The organism is Pseudomonas sp. P5_B3, assembly GCF_056400405.1.
On sequence record NZ_JBFULI010000064.1, the window covers coordinates 1 to 18,531 of the forward strand.

The 18,531-nt window shown below is 61.9% G+C and carries 17 protein-coding genes; 12 read left to right on the forward strand and 5 right to left on the reverse strand.

What is annotated here, in order from left to right; all coding sequences use genetic code 11:
• The coding region (locus AC1DRN_RS26285; protein WP_477786843.1) for a glycosyltransferase family 2 protein at positions 1-432 on the reverse strand (432 nt) is incomplete at its 3' end.
• Positions 433-737: 305 nt separating this feature from the next.
• On the opposite strand from AC1DRN_RS26285, the gene AC1DRN_RS26290 reads away from it, so the two are divergent.
• A complete protein-coding gene (locus AC1DRN_RS26290) occupies positions 738-1,382 on the forward strand; it encodes a YceH family protein (RefSeq protein ID WP_223462621.1) in 645 nt (214 codons plus the stop codon).
• 704 nt (positions 1,383-2,086) lie between these two features.
• Here AC1DRN_RS26290 and AC1DRN_RS26295 read toward each other — a convergent pair.
• Both AC1DRN_RS26295 and AC1DRN_RS26300 read right to left on the reverse strand, forming a co-directional pair.
• Positions 2,087-2,605 carry a cupin domain-containing protein gene (locus AC1DRN_RS26295; RefSeq protein ID WP_223463240.1) on the reverse strand — a complete coding sequence of 173 codons (519 nt, stop codon included), beginning with the start codon at positions 2,603-2,605 and terminating at the stop codon, positions 2,087-2,089.
• A gap of 9 nt (positions 2,606-2,614) precedes the next feature.
• Positions 2,615-3,433 carry a shikimate 5-dehydrogenase gene (locus AC1DRN_RS26300; protein ID WP_223463239.1) on the reverse strand — a complete coding sequence of 273 codons (819 nt, stop codon included), beginning with the start codon at positions 3,431-3,433 and terminating at the stop codon, positions 2,615-2,617.
• Positions 3,434-3,679: 246 nt separating this feature from the next.
• Between AC1DRN_RS26300 and AC1DRN_RS26305 the strand changes: the two genes are divergently transcribed.
• The 11 genes from AC1DRN_RS26305 (at position 3,680) to AC1DRN_RS26355 (ending at position 15,324) form a co-directional block, all read left to right on the forward strand.
• Complete coding sequence (locus tag AC1DRN_RS26305) at positions 3,680-4,045, forward strand: hypothetical protein (RefSeq protein ID WP_223463238.1); 366 nt, start codon at positions 3,680-3,682, stop codon at positions 4,043-4,045.
• Positions 4,046-4,278: 233 nt separating this feature from the next.
• Complete coding sequence (locus AC1DRN_RS26310; RefSeq protein WP_008052996.1) at positions 4,279-4,473, forward strand: hypothetical protein; 195 nt, start codon at positions 4,279-4,281, stop codon at positions 4,471-4,473.
• Between the two features lie 115 nt (positions 4,474-4,588).
• Positions 4,589-4,780 (forward strand): hypothetical protein, encoded by a 192-nt coding sequence (locus tag AC1DRN_RS26315; protein ID WP_223463237.1) that lies wholly within the window; start codon positions 4,589-4,591, stop codon positions 4,778-4,780.
• Between the two features lie 147 nt (positions 4,781-4,927).
• Positions 4,928-6,253: a prephenate-dependent tRNA uridine(34) hydroxylase TrhP gene (gene trhP, locus AC1DRN_RS26320; protein ID WP_223463236.1), complete on the forward strand. Its 1,326-nt coding sequence runs from the start codon at positions 4,928-4,930 to the stop codon at positions 6,251-6,253.
• A gap of 330 nt (positions 6,254-6,583) precedes the next feature.
• The gene (locus tag AC1DRN_RS26325; RefSeq protein ID WP_223463235.1) at positions 6,584-8,149 is read left to right on the forward strand and encodes a methyl-accepting chemotaxis protein; all 1,566 of its coding nucleotides are present in this window, start codon (positions 6,584-6,586) and stop codon (positions 8,147-8,149) included.
• A gap of 479 nt (positions 8,150-8,628) precedes the next feature.
• Positions 8,629-9,144, forward strand: a complete 516-nt coding sequence (locus tag AC1DRN_RS26330; RefSeq protein ID WP_223463234.1) for a flavin reductase family protein — start codon at positions 8,629-8,631, stop codon at positions 9,142-9,144.
• A gap of 9 nt (positions 9,145-9,153) precedes the next feature.
• A complete protein-coding gene (locus AC1DRN_RS26335) occupies positions 9,154-10,833 on the forward strand; it encodes an FAD-binding protein (protein ID WP_223463233.1) in 1,680 nt (559 codons plus the stop codon).
• Positions 10,821-11,576: a glucose 1-dehydrogenase gene (locus AC1DRN_RS26340; RefSeq protein ID WP_223463232.1), complete on the forward strand. Its 756-nt coding sequence runs from the start codon at positions 10,821-10,823 to the stop codon at positions 11,574-11,576. Before AC1DRN_RS26335 ends, AC1DRN_RS26340 begins: the two co-directional genes overlap by 13 nt.
• 13 nt (positions 11,577-11,589) lie before the next feature.
• The gene (locus tag AC1DRN_RS26345; RefSeq protein ID WP_223463231.1) at positions 11,590-12,678 is read left to right on the forward strand and encodes a ferredoxin--NADP reductase; all 1,089 of its coding nucleotides are present in this window, start codon (positions 11,590-11,592) and stop codon (positions 12,676-12,678) included.
• A 246-nt stretch (positions 12,679-12,924) separates the two neighbouring features.
• The gene (locus tag AC1DRN_RS26350; protein WP_223463230.1) at positions 12,925-13,671 is read left to right on the forward strand and encodes an SDR family NAD(P)-dependent oxidoreductase; all 747 of its coding nucleotides are present in this window, start codon (positions 12,925-12,927) and stop codon (positions 13,669-13,671) included.
• Positions 13,672-13,743: 72 nt separating this feature from the next.
• Positions 13,744-15,324: a FadD3 family acyl-CoA ligase gene (locus tag AC1DRN_RS26355; RefSeq protein ID WP_223463229.1), complete on the forward strand. Its 1,581-nt coding sequence runs from the start codon at positions 13,744-13,746 to the stop codon at positions 15,322-15,324.
• Positions 15,325-15,746: 422 nt separating this feature from the next.
• On the opposite strand, the gene AC1DRN_RS26360 is transcribed toward AC1DRN_RS26355, so the two are convergent.
• Positions 15,747-16,625, reverse strand: a complete 879-nt coding sequence (locus tag AC1DRN_RS26360) for an SDR family NAD(P)-dependent oxidoreductase (protein ID WP_223463228.1) — start codon at positions 16,623-16,625, stop codon at positions 15,747-15,749.
• Positions 16,622-18,364, reverse strand: a complete 1,743-nt coding sequence (locus AC1DRN_RS26365; protein WP_223463227.1) for an FAD-binding protein — start codon at positions 18,362-18,364, stop codon at positions 16,622-16,624. Before AC1DRN_RS26365 ends, AC1DRN_RS26360 begins: the two co-directional genes overlap by 4 nt.
• Positions 18,365-18,531 lie beyond the last annotated feature (167 nt).

Genomic DNA, 18,531 nt, shown 5'->3' on the forward strand with positions numbered 1-18,531 from the left:
GGCGAGCCGCGACGCGTAGCGCTTGCTCGCCGTATCACGGCGATTGACCCGATGCCCGGCGACCAGTTGCACGTCAACCTGACCCGGTTCGCCGCGCACCAGCGCCAGCATGCCGGGGATGTCCGCCGGGTCGTTCTGGCCGTCGCCATCGAGGGTCGCCAGCCACTGCCCGCGGGCCTCCCGCGCGGCGTGGTACAGCGAAGTGCTCTGCCCCAGCGAGCGTTCGTGATGGAGGATGCGCAGGGTGTTCAAGCCGTCGTGGCGGATCTGCCGCAGTTCCTGCAGGGTCGAATCGGTGCTGCCATCGTCGACGACGATGATTTCGTAAGATTCAGCGGCCAATGCGACGCGGATTTCCTCAAGCAATGGCTTGAGGTTGTTCGCTTCGTTCTTGGCGGGGATCAGTACGGATACAAAAATGTCTTGGCTCATAGAGTCACTCTCGCCTTTATTGGATTTCTTTTATCAGAGGCGAATGAAGGTGTCGTACACCGGCCGACTCGATGCAGGGTTCAGCTATTTTGGGCGATGACGCCAACAATATCCCGCCCTGTGGACGCACTCGCGCGCGACCCCGCATACGGTGCCCGGCCAATTGTAAAAATGGCGTTAATATTTCATACACTTTTTGTCATCATTCCCTTGATGACGCAACGAATTCGGTTGCCATTGGCGCTTGCCCATCTAAAGTGCACCCACGCGAGTGAAAAACATGAATCGGCTAAGGACGCAGAACCATGAGCACTGAGCAAGAGACGACTTTAGACGAGCAGCGGCTCGACAGTACGGAAATCCGCATTCTGGGCTCGTTGATCGAGAAACAGGCCACCAGCCCGGAAACCTATCCCCTGACCCTCAATGCCCTGGTGATTGCCTGCAACCAGAAAACCAGCCGCGAACCGGTGATGAACCTCACACCAGGCCAGGTCGGCCATAGCCTGCGCGTCCTCGAAGGACGCGGTTTCACCAGACTGGTGATGGGCAGCCGCGCCGACCGCTGGGAACACAAGGTCGGCAAGGCCCTGGAACTGGTGCCGGCGCAGCTCGTCCTGACCGGGCTGATGTTTCTGCGCGGTCCGCAGACCGTCAATGAACTGCTGACCCGCAGCGGCCGCATGCATGAATTCGAAGATGCCGAACAGGTGGTGCATCAACTCGAACGCCTGATTGCCCGAGGCCTGGCCGTACTGATTCCGCGTCAGGCCGGCCAGCGTGAAGACCGCTATACCCACGCCCTGGGCGATCCGGCGGATATCGAGGCGATCATGGCGGCACGGCAAAACCCGGCAGAGCGTGGTGGCAGCGGGGTTTCGGTTGAACGGTTCGAAGAGCTGGAAGCGCGGATTGCGGCGCTGGAAGAAAGGCTGGCCCGGCTCGAGTAACCAGAATAATTGCCTGACACAAAGCCTGTAGGAGCGAGCATGCTCCGGGCGGCGTTCCGACGATGGTGGACTGTCAGTCACATCAATGCCGGATGGGCCGACGCTATCGCGAGCAAGCTCGCTCCCACAGTGGATCGTGGACTGGTTTGGTATTGGTGACCGACACAAAACCTGTAGGAGCGAGCCTGCTCCGGGCGGCGTTCCGACGATGGCGGACTGTCAGTCACATCATTGCCGGATGGGCCGACGCTATCGCGAGCARGCTCGCTCCYACAGTGGATCGTGGACTGGCTTGGTATTGGTGACCGACACAAAACCTGTAGGRGCGAGCCTGCTCCGGGCGGCGTTCCGACGATGGYGGACTGTCAGTCACATCAATGCCGGATGGGCCGACGCTATCGCGAGCAAGCTCGCTCCCACAGTGGATCGTGGACTGGCTTGGTATTGGTGACCGACACAAAACCTGTAGGAGCGAGCCTGCTCGCGATGGCGGMCYGTCAGTCACMTCAGTGCYGGATGKGCCGACGCTATCGCGAGCARGCTCGCTCCYACAGTGGATCGTGGACTGGCTTGGTATTGGTGACCGACACAAAACCTGTAGGAGCGAGCCTGCTCGCGATGGCGGACTGTCAGTCACATCAWTGCCGGATGGGCCGACGCTATCGCGAGCARGCTCGCTCCYACAGTGGTTTTGGGGGCTGCGCTTACTCGCTGTCCCAGTAATCCACCCCATCGGCCTGCCGGGCCACTGCAACAAAACCCGAAGCATGACCTTCGGTATCCACCTTGAAGTCATCCATCACGGCGTATTTGCCGGAATCCGGGTATTCACAGATCTCCGGTGATTGCTGGGTGCTGACGGCCAGGTACCGCAACTCGCCGTTGCTGGTATTGATGATCTGATGCGCCTTTTCAGGCCCGCCCGGTGGACAGGCGATCACATCGCCGGCACGGATTGGAAAACGTTCGGATCCCAGGCGGACTTGCCCTTCCCCGGCCACGACGTAGAACATTTCCTCATTGACCCGATGACTGTGAAACGGGCTGCCGCGCATGCCTGGCTCCAGCACATACAGGCGATAACCCAGCTTTTGCGCCCCCAGTTGCTGACCGACACGGGCCAGACGCTGTTGATAGCGACCGGCGGTTTCACCGGTCGGCGCAAACGCTTCGGGCAGCGGTTCAAGTTCAATCGAATTCAGATTGAGAATGGGCGGATGCATGGATACCTCCTAGCTGCGGGCAAACGCCACGGCCTTGTGGAATTGCTCGTCCGTCGGTCGTACGCCGGTATAGAGCACAAATTGCTCCAGTGCCTGGATCGCGATCACTTCCAGACCGGTGATGACCCGCTTGCCTGCGGCACGAGCACGCACGATCAACGGCGTTTCCGACGGAATCGCCACCACATCGAAGACAGTTTCCGCTTTTTCGATCACATCAGCCTCAAAGGCCAGTTGTTCGGCCTCCGGCCCTCCCGTCATGCCGATCGGGGTGACGTTGACCAGCATCTGCGGGCGACGATTGCCCAGCTCTGCCTGCCACTCATACCCCAGCGACTGCGCCAGCGCCTGGCCGGCACGCTCGTTGCGGGCCACGATCAGGCCGTTTTCATAGCCGCCATCGCGCAAGGCGCTCGCCACGGCCTTGGCCATGCCACCGCTGCCGCGCAGGGCAAAGGTCGAGTTCCTCGGCACCTGGTGTTTTTCCAGCAACTGGGCCACGGCGATGTAATCGGTGTTGTAGGCCTTGAGATGACCGTCGGTGTTGACGATGGTGTTGATCGATTGAATGGCGGCGGCCGAGGCGTCGAGTTCATCCACCAGGGCAATGCAGGCTTCCTTGAACGGCATCGACACGCCACAACCACGAATCCGCAAGGCGCGAATGCCGGCAACGGCGCCCGGCAGGTCCTGGCTGGCAAAGGCCTTGTAGTAAAAATTCAGGCCCAGTTGTTCATACAGATGATTGTGAAAACGCAGACCAAAGTTCCCGGGACGCCCTGAAAGGGACATGCACAGCTGGGTGTCTTTGTTGGGGTTCATCTGCATGGGAAAGCTCCTTCAAATGCACTTTTCGGATGGACGGGATTAGTCCTCCATCGGGTTCTGATCGATCATATAAGCGTGATTACACGGGCTTACACAGGTCGCTAAGAAAGTCGGTACAGACCTTACACAAAATTTACCTGGCGGCCGTGCTGTTTTTCAGAAAAACGCTGTCTTAGAAGTATCCCCGCGACAATCCTTGGGTCTATTGCAGACACAGGCGCCGGGCTGAAGAACCGAGGAACTATCATGATCCGTAAAGTCCCCACAGTTGCCTTGCTGATCGGCGCCCTCGCTATTGCAGGACAGGCGCAAGCCCATGGTGGAGGCAATTACTGGCAAGGCCCGGCGGTGTTTGGCGCGATCGTCGGCACTGCCATTGTCGGCTCGGCCCTGATCAACGCCAACCGCCCGGTTTATGTCGCACCGCAACCGGTCTACTACCAACCCGCGCCGGTTTATTACGCACCACCGCCTCCGGTTTACTACCAGCCGGCCCCGGTCTATGTGGAACAACCGATCTACTACCGCCCGGCTCCGATATACTACGGACCACCCCGTGGTTACTACGGCCCGCCACGCGGCTACTACGGCCATCACTACGGCCGCTGGTAACGGACTCATCAAGCTCCGCTGAAACAGCGGGGTTTTTTATGCCCGTTTGTCGGTGCAGGTCTGGATAAATCTCGCCAAGGTCGCTATCGGGACAATGCACGTGGTGGAAACGGGCAAGATGGACTGACCCGTTTTCTGCCGTGCGGCAAAAAACGGTCATATTTTTGTCATGACAGCTCCGCAAGCTCGGTGCTGTCCGTCGATAACAGGTTGATAACAACAAGGACGACCACATGCCAACGCAAAACCCGCACCGCATCGTCGGTCTGTGCACCTCCAGCAAGGTCTACAACGCACTGACCGAACTCAAGCACCTGGAAGGCCATCGCAGCGCCAAGTTTCTCTCGCTGCTGACACAAAGCCTGGTGCGCAAGGGCCTGCTCAACGAGCAGGAAGTGGTTCATATGCTCGATCAGGTGGTCAGCTGACCGACCGACGGTCGTTTGCCCCCGCTGGCATCAATGACCACTATCGAAAGCGTTGATTACCCCTCAAGGCACCCGGACCTTAAAGTAACTCCACAGATTGATGGAGGTACTTGTCATGTCCAAGGTTCAGATCATGTCCGTTATCGGCAGCGCGGTTCCCCCACAGCTCAGAGAGCTGGGCATGCTCGCCTGCTGGTACCTCGTCCAGGACGGCGTGCAGATCAGCGGCCCGCTCACTTCGCTGCCCGCCGCCCAGGCATTGTCGCAACGCATCGGCACCGGCCAGTCCGGCAGGCTCAGCGCCTGAGGCAGCTGTATGAAATAGCTGACGATGATGTTTAGCCCGCCTCGGCTCGGGCGAATGCCATCGGTTTGTTGATCAGGCATAGATCCAGGTCAATAAACCCTCGCCACAGGGCATTTACCCTGTGCGGCTTTTGCGATCGACACCGCCATGAACCTCTGCGCGCCAGAACTGCTCGCCCCCGCCGGCACCCTGAAAAACATGCGTTACGCCTTCGCCTACGGCGCCGATGCCGTGTATGCCGGCCAGCCGCGCTACAGCCTGCGGGTGCGCAACAACGAATTCGATCACGCCAACCTGGCTCTGGGCATTCGCGAGGCACAGGCACAGGGCAAGCGCTTCTACGTGGTGGTGAACATCGCGCCGCACAACGCCAAGCTCAGGACCTTCCTCAAGGACCTTGAACCGGTGATCGCCATGGCCCCGGATGCACTGATCATGTCCGACCCCGGCCTGATCATGCTGGTGCGCCGGCACTACCCGCAGATGCCGATCCACCTTTCGGTGCAGGCCAATACGGTGAACTGGGCGAGTGTCGAGTTCTGGCAGCAGCAAGGCCTGAGCCGGATCATCCTGTCCCGGGAGCTGTCGCTGGAAGAAATCGCCGAGATCCGCGAGCAGGTGCCCGCCATGGAACTGGAAGTGTTCGTGCACGGCGCGTTGTGCATGGCCTATTCCGGGCGCTGCCTGCTGTCGGGCTACATGAACAGGCGCGATGCCAATCAGGGCAGTTGCACCAATGCCTGTCGCTGGAAATATTCAGCGCAACCGGCTACCGAAAACCAGCTCGGCGAGATCGTCCAGACATTCGATCCCGAACCGACCCTGGGCATCGGCGCGCCTACCGACCAGGTGTTCCTGTTGCAGGAAGCCAATCGTCCCGGCGAACAGATGCCCGCCTTCGAAGACGAGCACGGCACTTACATCATGAACGCCAAGGACCTGCGCGCCGTGCAGCACGTCGAACGCCTGACGCACATGGGCGTGCACTCCCTGAAAATCGAAGGCCGGACCAAATCGCACTTTTATTGTGCGCGCACCACCCAGGTCTATCGCCGCGCCATCGACGATGCGGTGGCGGGCCGGGCCTTCGACCGCGGCCTGATGACCGACCTGGAATCCCTCGCCCAGCGCGGCTACACAGAAGGCTTTCTGCGCCGGCACGTGCATGACGAATACCAGAACTACCAGAACGGCAGCTCGGTGTCGGAGCGCCAGCAGTTTGTCGGTGAACTGACCGGGCAGCGGCGGGACCGCCTGGCCGAGGTCAGGGTGAAGAACCGCTTCGGCCTGGGCGACCACATGGAACTGATGACGCCCAAGGGCAACTTCCACTTCGATCTGCATCAGTTGCAAAACGCTAAAGGCGAAGCGATCGACAAAGCGCCGGGCGATGGGCATACGGTGTATTTGCCGATACCGGATGCGGTGGATCTGGAGTTTGGGTTATTGATGCGGGATGTGGGTGCGGCCTGAACTTCAAATCCGCACAAAACACCTGTACAAGCGAGCCTGCTCGCGAAAGCGGTGTAACAGACGACATTGAAAACGGAACGACGTCCCTATGATTGCAACCTGCTTACGCATTGCTACTCGCCCCATTCATCCCCAGCCCTTTTCCAGAAACTGAACAACAATCAAATTCCATTAATGTAAATGCAGGAACCCCTGAAAAGTTCAACTGCCGGATAGGTCAATCCTTTCAACACAGGTCGAATTTGTGACACACGTCAGGCGCTTAAAAAACATTCAATAAATCCGCGACGCAGCCGACAACTCTTGAAAGCCTTGCGGATTGAAAAAGCCATGCGTAACAACCAGCCAATTACACAGCGCGAGCGGACCTTCCCGGCTCAGCAACGGTTGATTTCCACCACCGATGCCAAGGGCATGATCACCTACTGCAACGACGCCTTCGTCGAAATCAGCGGGTTTTCCCGGGAGGAGCTGATCCGCGCACCGCACAACCTGGTCCGTCACCCCGACGTCCCGGCCGCGGTGTTCGCGCACATGTGGGGCACACTGAAACAAGGCTTGCCATGGATGGGCATTGTCAAGAATCGCTGCAAGAGCGGTGATCATTACTGGGTGAACGCCTATGTGACACCGATCTTCGAAGGCAATCAGGTGATCGGTTACGAGTCGGTGCGGGTCAAGCCCACTGCCGAACAGATCCGCCGCGCCGAAGCGCTCTACCTACGCATCAACCAGGGCAAGTCGGCCGTTCCCTCCTCGGATAAATGGTTGCCGATCCTGCAGGACTGGCTGCCGTTCATTCTGGTCAGCCAATTGAGCTTCATGATTGGTGCATCGCTGAACTCCCATTGGGGGTTTGCCCTGGCAGCAGGGCTCTCGGTGCCGCTGGGCCTGATGGGCCTTCAGTGGCAGCAGCGTGGCCTCAAGCGCTTGCTGCGCCTGGCTGAGCAGACCACCTCCGATCCATTGATCGCGCAGATGTACACCGACAGTCGCGGCGCCCAGGCGCGTCTGGAAATGTCCATCCTCAGTCAGGAAGCACGCCTGAAAACCTGCCTGACCCGCCTGCAGGACACGGCCGAACACCTGACCGATCAGGCCAGGCAATCCGATGCCCTGGCGCACAACAGCTCCAGCGGCCTGGAGCGCCAGCGCGTCGAGACCGAGCAGGTGGCCACTGCGGTCAACCAGATGGCCGCTACCACCCAGGAAGTCGCCAGCCACGTACAACGCACCGCCGATGCCACCCAGGAAGCCAATCGCCTGACCGGTCGTGGTCGTGACATCGCCGGGGAGACCCGCGAAGCCATCCAGCGCCTGTCGGTGGTGGTCGGTGAAACCGGCGTGACCGTGACCCAACTGGCCAAGGACAGCAACGAAATCGGTGGCGTGGTCGACGTGATCAAAGGCATCGCCGACCAGACCAACCTGCTGGCCCTGAACGCCGCCATCGAAGCGGCCCGTGCCGGCGAAATGGGTCGCGGTTTTGCGGTGGTGGCCGACGAAGTCCGTCAGCTGGCGCAACGCACCAGCGAGTCCACCGGGCAGATTCATGCGCTGATCGCCAAGCTCCAGCAAACCGCCGGTACCGCCGTACAGACCATGGAAGCCGGACATCGTCAGGCGGAAGAAGGCGTGGCGCGGGTACTGGAAGCGGACCAGGCGCTGGTGGGGATCAGCGAGGCGGTGGCCAACATCACCGACATGACCACCCAGATCGCTGCCGCGACCGAAGAGCAAAGTGCCGTGGCCGAAGAAATCAGCCGCAACATCAGCAACATTTCGGAACTGGCGGACCGGACCTCGGAACAGGCGCAGAACTCGGCGTTGCTGAGTGAAGAGCTGACCAGGACTGCCAATACCCAGTATTCGTTGGTGGAGCGGTTTAACCGCTGATTGTTGTTGATCAATAAAAAACCCGGACAGTGGAAGCTTCCGGGTTTTTTATTGAGCCTGTGAAAGTGATGTTGTCTATAAGGCCGCCTTCGCGGGCAAGCCCTAATGCCGATCAGTTAACGCTTCGAACACCGCAACTCCTGTGGGAGCGAGCTTGCTCCGGGCGGCGTTCCGACGATGACGATCGCATAGCCAACACCTGCATTGCCTGACAGTCCGCTATCGCGAGCAAGCTCGCTCCCACAGGTTTTGCGCCCTAACTGACTGGCATTAGGGCAAGCCCGCTCCCACAGGGTTATCAGGTGTGGTCGATTCCTGTGAGCGCCCCAGATAACTGTGGGAGCGAGCTTGCTCGCGATGAGGCCGGCACATTCAACATTGAAATGGCCTGATGCCTAGTCCCCTCGGACGATGTTTGCGCTAGACGTCAGCGCAAGAATCCATCGCACTCCACCCCCAACAAAAAAAGGCCCAGTGCGATGAACGACGCCAACCTCAAAGCCGACATGCTCCAGGCCATGCGCCGCCTGGCCAAGTCAGTCACCATTATCAGCACCAGCAACGGCTCCGAGCGGTTCGCCATGGCCGCCACCGCGGTCGACTCCCTGAGCACCGAACCGCCATCGCTGCTGATCTGCGTCAACAAGACCGCCTCGCCCCACGCCGCACTGGCGACCGGTGCCGACTTCTGCGTCAACATCCTCGGCGTCGAACAACAGGACCTGGCACATCTGTGCAGCGGCGCAATCAAGGGCGAAGCGCGCTTCGACCGTGGCAACTGGCTGACCAGCCCCGGCGGTGTTCCTTACCTGGGTGACGCACAGTCGGCGATCCTCTGCCGCCAGGACGGCCACTTCAGCTATGGCACCCACACCGTGTTCATCGGGCGCATCCTGCAGATCCACACCACTGACGCCATCACCCCGCTGGTCTACCTCGACGGCAGCTACACCACCACCGCCAAACCAACACCTTCTCTCGCTGCTGCTGGCTGAGGCCCGAACATGGACAGCCTGAACCGGTTGACGGCGTTGCGAGTGAACAGCGCCGACCAGTTGCCATGGGATGACCGTTGCGACTTGCTGATCGTCGGGTTTGGCGGTGCCGGCGCCTGTGCCGCCATCGAAGCCAGCGCTCGCGGCCTGTCGGTGCTCGCACTGGATCGCTTCGAAGGCGGCGGCGCCACGGCGCTGAGCGGTGGCGTGGTATATGCCGGCGGTGGTACGCCGTACCAGTGTCAGGCTGGCTATGAAGACACCAGCGAAGCCATGTTCAATTACCTGCGTCAGGAAGTCGGCGACGCCGTCAGCGCCGAGACGTTACGGGATTTCTGCGAAGGCAGCCGCGAGCAACTGGCCTGGCTGGAGCGCCAAGGCGCGGCGTTCGAAGCCAGCGTGCCGCCGCACAAGACCTCGTACCCGAGCGACCAGTACTATCTCTATTACTCCGGCAACGAAGCCGTGCCGGCCTATGCCGCCAGCGCCAAGCCGGCACCCCGTGGCCACCGCACCAAAGGCCCGGGCATGTCCGGTGCCAGTCTGTTCGCTCCACTCAAGGCCAGCGCCTTGCGACACGGTGCACGCCTGCACAGCCAGTGCGAAGTGCGGCGTCTGGTACTCAACCTCGACGACAAGGTCATCGGCGTCGAAGCCTGGCAGTTGCCGTCGGGTAGCCGCGCCGCCAAACAACATGCGCGTCTGTCGCGCTGGGCCGCTGCCATTCATATGTACGCTCCAGCGTTGGCCGACCGCTTGCGCGCCCGTCAGCGTCACATCGAACAGACCAGCGCCATTCGCCAGTTGATTCGCGCCGAACAGGCGGTGCTAATGAGCAGCGGCGGCTTTATCTTCAATCGCGATCTGGTGCGCCAACACGCGCCGCAGTACCTGGCCGGTCTGCCGCTGGGCGCCACCGGGTGCAATGGCAGCGGCATCGCCCTGGGCCAGAGCGCCGGTGGCAGCGTGGCGCGGATGGACAAGGTCAGCGCCTGGCGCTTCATCAACCCGCCACTGGCCTGGGCCCGCGGGCTGATCGTCAATGCTCGCGGACAACGTTACGCCAACGAAGAAATCTACGGCGCGACCCTCGGCCACGCCATGGTCGAAGAACAGGACGGCCGCGCCATTCTGATTCTCAATCGGGCGCTGGTTCGAGAAGCACTCAGTCAGGTCGGCCCCGGCAAGGTGTGGAATTTCCAGCGTCTGCCGGTGTTGCTCAACCTGCTGTTCAATGCCAAACGCAGCACCAGCCTGGCCGGGTTGGCCAAACGCTGCAAGCTGCCGCCGGAACTGCTGCGCCAGAGTGTCGAACGCTATTCCCGTGCGGCACGCGGTGAAGTCGCCGACGAGTTCGGCAAATCCGCCGCGATGCTCGCCGACCTCGACCAGGGCCCGTGGTACGCCCTCGACCTGTCCTTTGACAGCAAACTTTTCCCCTGCCCGGTCATCACTCTGGGCGGGCTGAAGGTCTGCGAGGACAGCGGACGTGTGCTGGACCACGCCGGCCAGCCAATAAACGGTCTCTACAGCGCCGGCCGCAATGCGGTCGGGGTCGCCTCCAACCTGTATGTCTCCGGCCTGTCCCTGGCCGACTGCATTTATTCCGGTCGCCGGGCTGCCGCCCACGTGGCCGACCAATTCGCACTTCAAACCGCACGATCAGGAGAACAACAATGCAACGTGTAGAAGGCAAAGTCTGCATCATCACCGGCGCCGCCAGCGGTATCGGTCGCGAAGACGCCCTGCTGCTGGCCCGCGAAGGCGCCAAAGTGGTACTGACCGACCTCAACGAAGAAACTGGTCGCCAGGTGGCTGCAGAAATCGGCGCCAATGCGCTGTTCATCCGCCACGACATCGCCAGCGAAAGCGATTGGCAGAACGTGGTGAAAACTACTGTTGAACACTTCGGCCGTCTCGACGTGCTGGTCAACAACGCCGCGATCCTGGCCCTGGGCAGCATCGAAGACACCACCCTGGAACTGTGGCAGAAGGTGCAGAAAATCAACGGCGAAGGCTACTTCCTCGGCTGCAAGTACGCGATCCAGGCGATGAAGGAAACCGGTGGCGGTTCGATCATCAACATGTCGTCGGTGGCCGCATTGGGCGCGATGCCGATGTTCTGCGCCTACTCGGCATCCAAAGGCGCGGTGGCGGCGATGACCCGTTCCATTGCCCTGCACTGCAAGCAGCAGGGCTACCGCATCCGCTGCAACAGCGTGCACCCGGATGGCGTGAACACGCCGATGACCCAGGCCCTGGCCGGTGGTCAGCCAATCCCTCAGGAAGCCCTGGACCAAGACCCGATGAACCGCATGGCCGCGCCACGGGACATTGCCAACGTGGTGCTATTCCTCGCCACCGACGAGTCGCGGTTCGTCAACGGTGCCGAGATCCGCGTCGACAACGCCCAACTGATCAGCGGGCTCTGAGGCCGAGGTGAACATGGGCACGCAACAACAGAACCTGACCCCGGCCGAACACACGACGGGAAGTGTCTCATTGCAAGTGTGCGCGGTGATCGACGAGACCTTGGATGCGCGCTCGCTGGTGCTGGACGTACCGCCAACCTTGCGTGAGCGCTTTCGCTACAAACCGGGCCAGTTCCTGAGTTTTCGCGTGCCCTTCGCCGGCAAACTGTTGACCCGCTGCTATTCCATGGCCAGCTCGCCCCTCGCGGACGCGCTGCCCAAGGTCACGGTGAAACGGGTCGACGGTGGCCGGGTGTCGAACTGGATGAACGAAGTGCAGGTCGGCGACTGGCTGGAAGTGCTGCCACCGGCCGGGCATTTCTGCCTGGACCCGCAGCACTCGGCTGACACCGACAGACCGTTGGTATTGTTCGGTGGCGGCTCGGGCATTACCCCGGTATTTTCCATTCTCAAGTCGGTGCTGCACAGCAGCCGGCGGCCGATCAAGTTGATCTACGCCAACCGCGATGAAGCGTCGGTGATATTCAAGGACGAGCTGTGCCGGTTGATCAAGGCGCATCCTGATCAACTGCACGTGGTGCACGTCCTCGATTCGGTGCAGGGTTTCCTGACGGACCATCAGGTCCGTCATCTGCTGCGCGGATCGGCCGGTGGCGACTACTTCATCTGCGGGCCGGGTCCGTTCATGGACACCGTGGAGCGCACGCTGCTGGCACTGGGCGAAGCGGCCGAGCGGATCCATGTCGAACGTTTCGTCTCGCCGCCGGACCCCGATGAACTGCTGGCCGAAGAAGCCCTCGCCCGCGAGGCAGCGATGGGGTCGCAGTGCGAGGCGCTGATCGTCGAGCTCGATGGACAGCAACACGAAATCGCCTGCCAGCCCGGCGACACCCTGCTGCAAAGTTGCAAGGCCGCCGGCCTGGATGTGCCGTCGTCCTGTGAAGAAGGTTTCTGCGGCGCGTGCATGTGCGTGGTCAGGGAAGGCGAGGTTCAGTTGGCACGCAACGACGTGCTGACACCCAAGGAACTGGTCGACGGCTGGACACTGGCCTGCCAGAGCCGACCGACCGGGGCGAAGGTGCGCCTGAAATTCCCGGATTGAAGATACACATCCCCCTGTAGGAGCGAGCCGGCTCCGGGCGGCGTTCCGACGATGGACGTCAACGATAACGCGCCCTTTCTGAATGAACGCGGTGCCCGGACGTTTTTCGCGAGCAGGCTCGCTCCTACAGTTGAAATGTGCCGGATGGGGGATCTATTGCTTAGTCTCAACGGACGATCACTCGGCCCCGGTCTGCAGTTAGACTCGGCCACAGCATTAGCCCACAACAACAAAAGAGGTTCAGTTATGACTCGTTTGCAGAATAAGGTCGCGGTGGTCACCGGTGGCGCTTCGGGTATCGGTCTGGCCTGCGTGCGCCGTTTCGCTGCCGAAGGCGCGCAAGTGATCGGGCTGGACATCGGCAGCGCTCCGGCAGACTTTCCCGGCCTGTTCATGACCCTGGACGTGCGCGACGAAGCGCAGGTGCAGCAGGTCATGCAAGAAGTCATCAGCCGCTTCGGGCGCATCGACGTACTGGTCAACGCCGCCGGCGTCGCCGACCAGGGCAGCGTGACCCAGACCACCACTGCCAACTGGCAACGGGTGATGGACATCAACCTCACCGGCAGCATGCTCACCAGCAAGTACGCGCTGGCGTCGATGGTTGAGCAGCGCGGCGGTTCGATCATCAACGTCGGTTCGATCTTCGGTCTGCAAGGCTGCGACGGCAATGTCGCCTACAACGTGTCCAAGGGCGGCATTAACCAGCTGACCCGCTCGATGGCGATCGACTACGGCCACGCCAATGTGCGCGTCAACGGTCTGTGCCCGGGCCTGATCGAAACGCCGATGACCAGCATGGTCCGTGACAATGACGCGTTCCACGCCTTCTTCGCCTCGCAGCACATGCTCAGCCGCTCCGGGCAGCCGGAGGAAGTGGCCAACGTCGCGCTGTTCCTGGCCTCGGACGAAGCGTCCTTTGTCAGCGGCCAGATGATCGCCGTGGACGGTGGTTTCTCCGCCGGTCGCCGCTTCGCCCCGCCCGCCCAGTAATTCGCAATCCGGCCGGGCGCCCTGCCCGGCCTACTCCCTTTTTCGCAACTGTCTTCTAACCGGGGAGGCCCCATGCCGCCTGTCGCCACCGCACTGACCATCGCTCAACTGTTCGCCAACGCTGCCCAGGCCTACGGCGACCGCCCGGCCATCGAGGACGCGGGCCACAGCATCAGCTACCGACAACTCGACCAGTTGCGCCGCCAGGCTGCCCGCGCACTGCTGGCCCTCGACGTACAGGTCGGGGACCGCGTGGCGATCTGGGCACCCAACGTGTGGGAATGGATCGTCGCCGCCGGCGCCCTGCAAAGCGTCGGTGCCGCCCTGGTGCCGCTCAATACCCGGATGAAGGGCAGCGAGGCCGGCTACATCCTGCGCGAAAGCGGCACCTGCGTGCTGTTTGCCATTGGCGAATTCCTCGGCGCGGACTACCCCGGCATGCTGGCGTCGGAAGACCTGCCTGAGCTGCGCCACATCGTCAGCCTGCGCGGCGCCAATGCGGGCACCCTGGCTTGGGAGCGGTTTATGGACCTGGGGGCCGACGTGCCACACCTGGCCTTGCGCACCCGCGAACAGAGCGTTGGCCCGCAGGCCTTGTCCGACGTGCTGTTTACCTCGGGCACCACCGGCAAACCCAAAGGCGTGATGACCAGCCACGGCCAGAACCTGCGAATCGTGCGCGACTGGAGCGATATCGTCGGTTTGCGCGAGAGCGATCGCTACCTGATCGTCAATCCGTTCTTCCACTCCTTCGGCTACAAGGCCGGCTGGCTGGCCGCATTGATGCGTGGTTGCACCCTGCTACCGCAGCAGGTGTTCGACGTGCAGGCCGTGCTCGAATGCGTGCAGCGCGAGCGAATCAGCGTGTTGCCCGGGCCACCGACGCTGTACCAATCGTTGCTGGCCCATCCGCAACGCAACGCATTCGACCTGAGCTCCTTGCGCGTGGCGGTGACCGGGGCAGCGGCAATCCCCGTGGAGATGATCCACCGCATGCGCGACGAACTCGGCTTCGCCACCATCGTCACCGCGTATGGCCTGACGGAGGTCTGCGGTTTCGCCACGATCTGCCGCTCCGGTGATTCTGCGGAGACGGTCGCCAATACCAGTGGCCGGGCGATGCCGGGGGTGCAAGTGCGCTGTGTCGGCGACAACGGTCGCAGCCAGCCGGCGAACATTCCCGGTGAAGTGCAGATTCGCGGCTACAACCTGATGCAGGGCTATCTCAACAATCCTGAAGCCAGCCAGGAAATACTCGATGCCGACGGCTGGCTGCACACCGGCGACATCGGCATGCTCGACGAACAGGGTTACCTGCGCATCACCGACCGCCTCAAGGACATGTTCATCACCGGCGGCTTCAACGTGTATCCGGCGGAGATCGAGCAGTGTTTGCTGACCTATCCCGGCGTGGCCCAGGCAGCGGTGATCGGCATTCCCGATGAGCGCATGGGTGAGGTGGCGATGGCATTCCTGTTGCCCGCGCCCGGGATGGAAATCGAGCAGGCGCAGTTCCTCGCCTGGTGCCGTGAGCAGATGGCCAACTACAAGGTTCCACGCCGGGTGCGGGTGCTGCAGAGCATGCCGATCAATGCGGCGGGCAAAGTGACCAAGAATGTGTTGCGCGAGTGGGCGCTGCAGCCCGTCAGTTAAACGCAATCCACGTGGGAGCGAGCTTGCTCGCGATAGCGGAGTGTCAGCCAACATCAATGCTGGATGTGCCGGCCTCATCGTCGGAACGCCGCCCGGACCAAGCTCGCTCCCACAATGTTCGAGGGTACACACAGATTTCGTGTCCGACACAGTTCAACTGTGGGAGCGAGCCTGCTCGCGAAAGCGGAGTGTCAGCCAACATCAATGCTGGATGTGCCGGCCTCATCGTCGGAACGCCGCCCGGASCAAGCTCGCTCCCACAATGTTCGAGGGTACACACAGATTTCGTGTCCGACACAGTTCAACTGTGGGAGCGAGCTTGCTCGCGATAGCGTCAGGTCAGTCAACATAGATGTTGAATGTTCTGCCGTCATCGCGAGCACGCTCCCACAGGGTTTTGTGTATGTCGTACTGACTCTGAATTAAACCACCCGCGCCGGATGCTGTTGACGCGGGTCGCCGAGCATGGTGCGGTGGGACGGCGGCTGGCGGCCTTCGGCTTCGCTGATGCCATAACCAGGGGCGATTTCGGCGGTGATCAGGGTCTGCCCGGACAACGCCATCAACTGTGGATCATTGAGCAAGGCATGAATCACCCGCCCGTTGAACTGTGGGGTTTCGGCGTGAGCCAGAAACGCCTGGTACTGCTCGCCATGCTGCTCACCGGCAATCCTGGTGCGTTCGGTCAGTTGCGGGCCGAGCCACAGCGACAACGCCGCTACACCCTGCCCTTCGAAATCAATCGCCATGTCCGCCGCCAGCTTATCGACCCCGGCCTTTTGCGCGCCATACGCCGGGCCATGCATGTAGCAGCCGGCACCGAACGACGACGTGAAGCAAATCAGGCCTTGAGTACTTTTCAGCAACAGCGGTGCCGCATAGTAGCTGGCAATGTAGGCCGAGCGCAGGCCGACGTCGAGAATGCGCACCAGCTCCAGCGGTTTGGCCCAGAACGGCCCTGGCTCGATCAACCGGTCATGGATGAACGCGGCGTTGTTGACCAGCAAATCCAGATGCCCGCACTCTGCTTCTACTCGGGTAAACAGCGCCTGAACCTGCGCGTCATCGGCGTGATCACAGACCACCGCGATACCGCGCCCACCGGCAGCGGTGATTGCCGCAGCGGTGTCCTCCAGCGAACCGCTCAAGGCATGTCCGTACAAGTTCGACCCGCCCTGCGCCGGGGCGCGACCGGTGACATACACCGTCATGCCCGCCGCCCCGAGGGCCAGGGCAATGCCCTGACCCACTCCGCGACTGGCGCCGGTCACAACGGCAATCTGTGGACGCTGACTGTTCATTCGACACTCCCGAACAAGGCTTTCGCCGACGCGGTTTCGCTCTGGCGCTTGATGTGATTGGCCGCCAGGTAACCGAAGGTCATGGCCGGGCCGATGGTCGAACCGGCGCCCGGATAGGTGCGGCCCATCATCGAGGCGGCGCTGTTGCCGATGGCGTACAGGCCGTTGATCGGTTCTCCGTCTTCGTGCAGCACGCGGGCGTGTACGTCGGTCAGCAGGCCACCCTTGGTGCCGATGTCGCCGGCGTCGATGCGCACGGCGTAGAACGGCCTCTTGAGCAACGGCGCCAGGCACGGATTGGGTTGCACGTTCGGGTCGCCGTAGTAGCGATCGAACAGCGACTCACCCTTGTGGAAATCCTCGTCGACGCCCTGCACGGCCATGCCGTTGAAGCGCTGCACGGTGCGCACCAGCCCGCCAGAATCGACGCCGATTTTCGTCGCCAGTTCTTCCAGACTCGATGCCTTGTGGAAGTAATCACGCAGATGCTCGGGCAATTGCCAATCGCGCTGGGCATAGCCCGGCAGCAAGGCGCCGCACGGGTATTTGCGGCGGAACTCGGCGTCGAACACCATCCAGCACGGCACGCTCACGGCGCCTTCGCGGTTGTTGGCGTACATCGCGTAAACAATATCGGTGTAGGGCGCGGCTTCGTTGACGAAACGCTCCCCCGCCGCGTTGACCATCACGCACCCCGGCAAGGTGCGTTCAACGAACAGCGCACGCTGTTTTTCTTCGCCCTTGACGTAAGTGGTCGGCGCCCACCAGCTGTGCTCCATCAACGCGGTCCGCGCGCCAAGGGCCTGGCCGGCGCGAATGCCGTCGCCGGTATTGTTCGGCGGCGTGGCACTCCAGTTCGCCTGGGACGGCTGTGGCAGGTACTGCTCACGCATCGCCTGATTACGCTCGAAGCCCCCAGCGGCGATGATCACCCCGTAACGTGCCTTGACGTTGAGCAACTGACCGTTGCGATTGACCCGCGCCCCGCCGACCCGCTCGCCGATCAGCAGCAGCTCTTCCAGCGCACAGTTGAGCCACAGCGACTTGCCGCGATCCTGCAACGAACAGCGCAAGGCACCGATCAAGGCATTGCCCAGGGTCAGAAAACGGTCGCGGCGGGACAAGCGCCGCCCCTCGCGATCCCGCCAGTAGCGCCACATCACCCGCAGGGTCAGGCGCAACCAGCCTGGGCCACGGCACAGCAGCACCTGCGCTTCTTTCATGGTCATCGCCATGCGCCCCATCATCAGGGTGCCGGGGGACGGCGCACGCATACGCAGGAATTCTTCACCGAGCTCGGCGGCATCGAACGGTTGCGGATCCATCGAGCGATAGCCCGGTTTACCGCCCTCGACTTCCGGATAGTAATCGGCGTAACGCGGTTGCGCCTCGAAGCGCACGCGGGTGTGTTGTTCCAGGTACTCGACCATCTCCCGGCCGTGCTCGACATAGGCTTCGATGCGCCCGTCGTCGATCTCGCCATGGGTCACGGCGCGGATGTAGGCAATCGCTTCGGCCGCCGAATCACTACCGCCGATCGCATTGATCCGGTGGTTATTGGGGATCCAGATGCCGCCGCCGGACACCGCCGAGGTGCCGCCGTACTCGCCGCTCTTTTCGATCAGCAACGCATTCAGGCCCAGGTCGTGGGCGCGCAGCGCAGCGGTCATGCCCCCGGCTCCCGAGCCAATCACCAACACATCACAGCACTCGTCCCATTTGATCCCGGCAGCGTTCATGCGATCACCCTTGTTCAGCGCCCATCAGGCAGAAACCGCCACCGCCGGATCTTCGCCCGGTGCAGTCGGTCTCGGGATTGTTCGCCGCAAGCGCCGGGTGTTCATCGTCCGATAAGACTAAGGCCAGACCTGCGGCCGCCCCGTACAAATCGCTTAGTCCGCTTGGA

What these genes read in the sequence shown, in the direction of transcription:
- AC1DRN_RS26310 (WP_008052996.1), top strand. Translation starts at nt 4,279, where the DNA reads ATGCCAACGCAAAACCCGCACCGCATCGTCGGTCTGTGCACCTCCAGC.
- AC1DRN_RS26290 (WP_223462621.1), top strand. Translation starts at nt 738, where the DNA reads ATGAGCACTGAGCAAGAGACGACTTTAGACGAGCAGCGGCTCGACAGT.
- AC1DRN_RS26325 (WP_223463235.1), top strand. Translation starts at nt 6,584, where the DNA reads ATGCGTAACAACCAGCCAATTACACAGCGCGAGCGGACCTTCCCGGCT.
- AC1DRN_RS26315 (WP_223463237.1), top strand. Translation starts at nt 4,589, where the DNA reads ATGTCCAAGGTTCAGATCATGTCCGTTATCGGCAGCGCGGTTCCCCCA.
- AC1DRN_RS26340 (WP_223463232.1), top strand. Translation starts at nt 10,821, where the DNA reads ATGCAACGTGTAGAAGGCAAAGTCTGCATCATCACCGGCGCCGCCAGC.
- AC1DRN_RS26335 (WP_223463233.1), top strand. Translation starts at nt 9,154, where the DNA reads ATGGACAGCCTGAACCGGTTGACGGCGTTGCGAGTGAACAGCGCCGAC.
- AC1DRN_RS26330 (WP_223463234.1), top strand. Translation starts at nt 8,629, where the DNA reads ATGAACGACGCCAACCTCAAAGCCGACATGCTCCAGGCCATGCGCCGC.
- AC1DRN_RS26365 (WP_223463227.1), bottom strand. Translation starts at nt 18,364, where the DNA reads ATGAACGCTGCCGGGATCAAATGGGACGAGTGCTGTGATGTGTTGGTG.
- trhP (WP_223463236.1), top strand. Translation starts at nt 4,928, where the DNA reads ATGAACCTCTGCGCGCCAGAACTGCTCGCCCCCGCCGGCACCCTGAAA.
- AC1DRN_RS26300 (WP_223463239.1), bottom strand. Translation starts at nt 3,433, where the DNA reads ATGCAGATGAACCCCAACAAAGACACCCAGCTGTGCATGTCCCTTTCA.
- AC1DRN_RS26345 (WP_223463231.1), top strand. Translation starts at nt 11,590, where the DNA reads ATGGGCACGCAACAACAGAACCTGACCCCGGCCGAACACACGACGGGA.
- AC1DRN_RS26295 (WP_223463240.1), bottom strand. Translation starts at nt 2,605, where the DNA reads ATGCATCCGCCCATTCTCAATCTGAATTCGATTGAACTTGAACCGCTG.
- AC1DRN_RS26360 (WP_223463228.1), bottom strand. Translation starts at nt 16,625, where the DNA reads ATGAACAGTCAGCGTCCACAGATTGCCGTTGTGACCGGCGCCAGTCGC.
- AC1DRN_RS26350 (WP_223463230.1), top strand. Translation starts at nt 12,925, where the DNA reads ATGACTCGTTTGCAGAATAAGGTCGCGGTGGTCACCGGTGGCGCTTCG.
- AC1DRN_RS26355 (WP_223463229.1), top strand. Translation starts at nt 13,744, where the DNA reads ATGCCGCCTGTCGCCACCGCACTGACCATCGCTCAACTGTTCGCCAAC.
- AC1DRN_RS26305 (WP_223463238.1), top strand. Translation starts at nt 3,680, where the DNA reads ATGATCCGTAAAGTCCCCACAGTTGCCTTGCTGATCGGCGCCCTCGCT.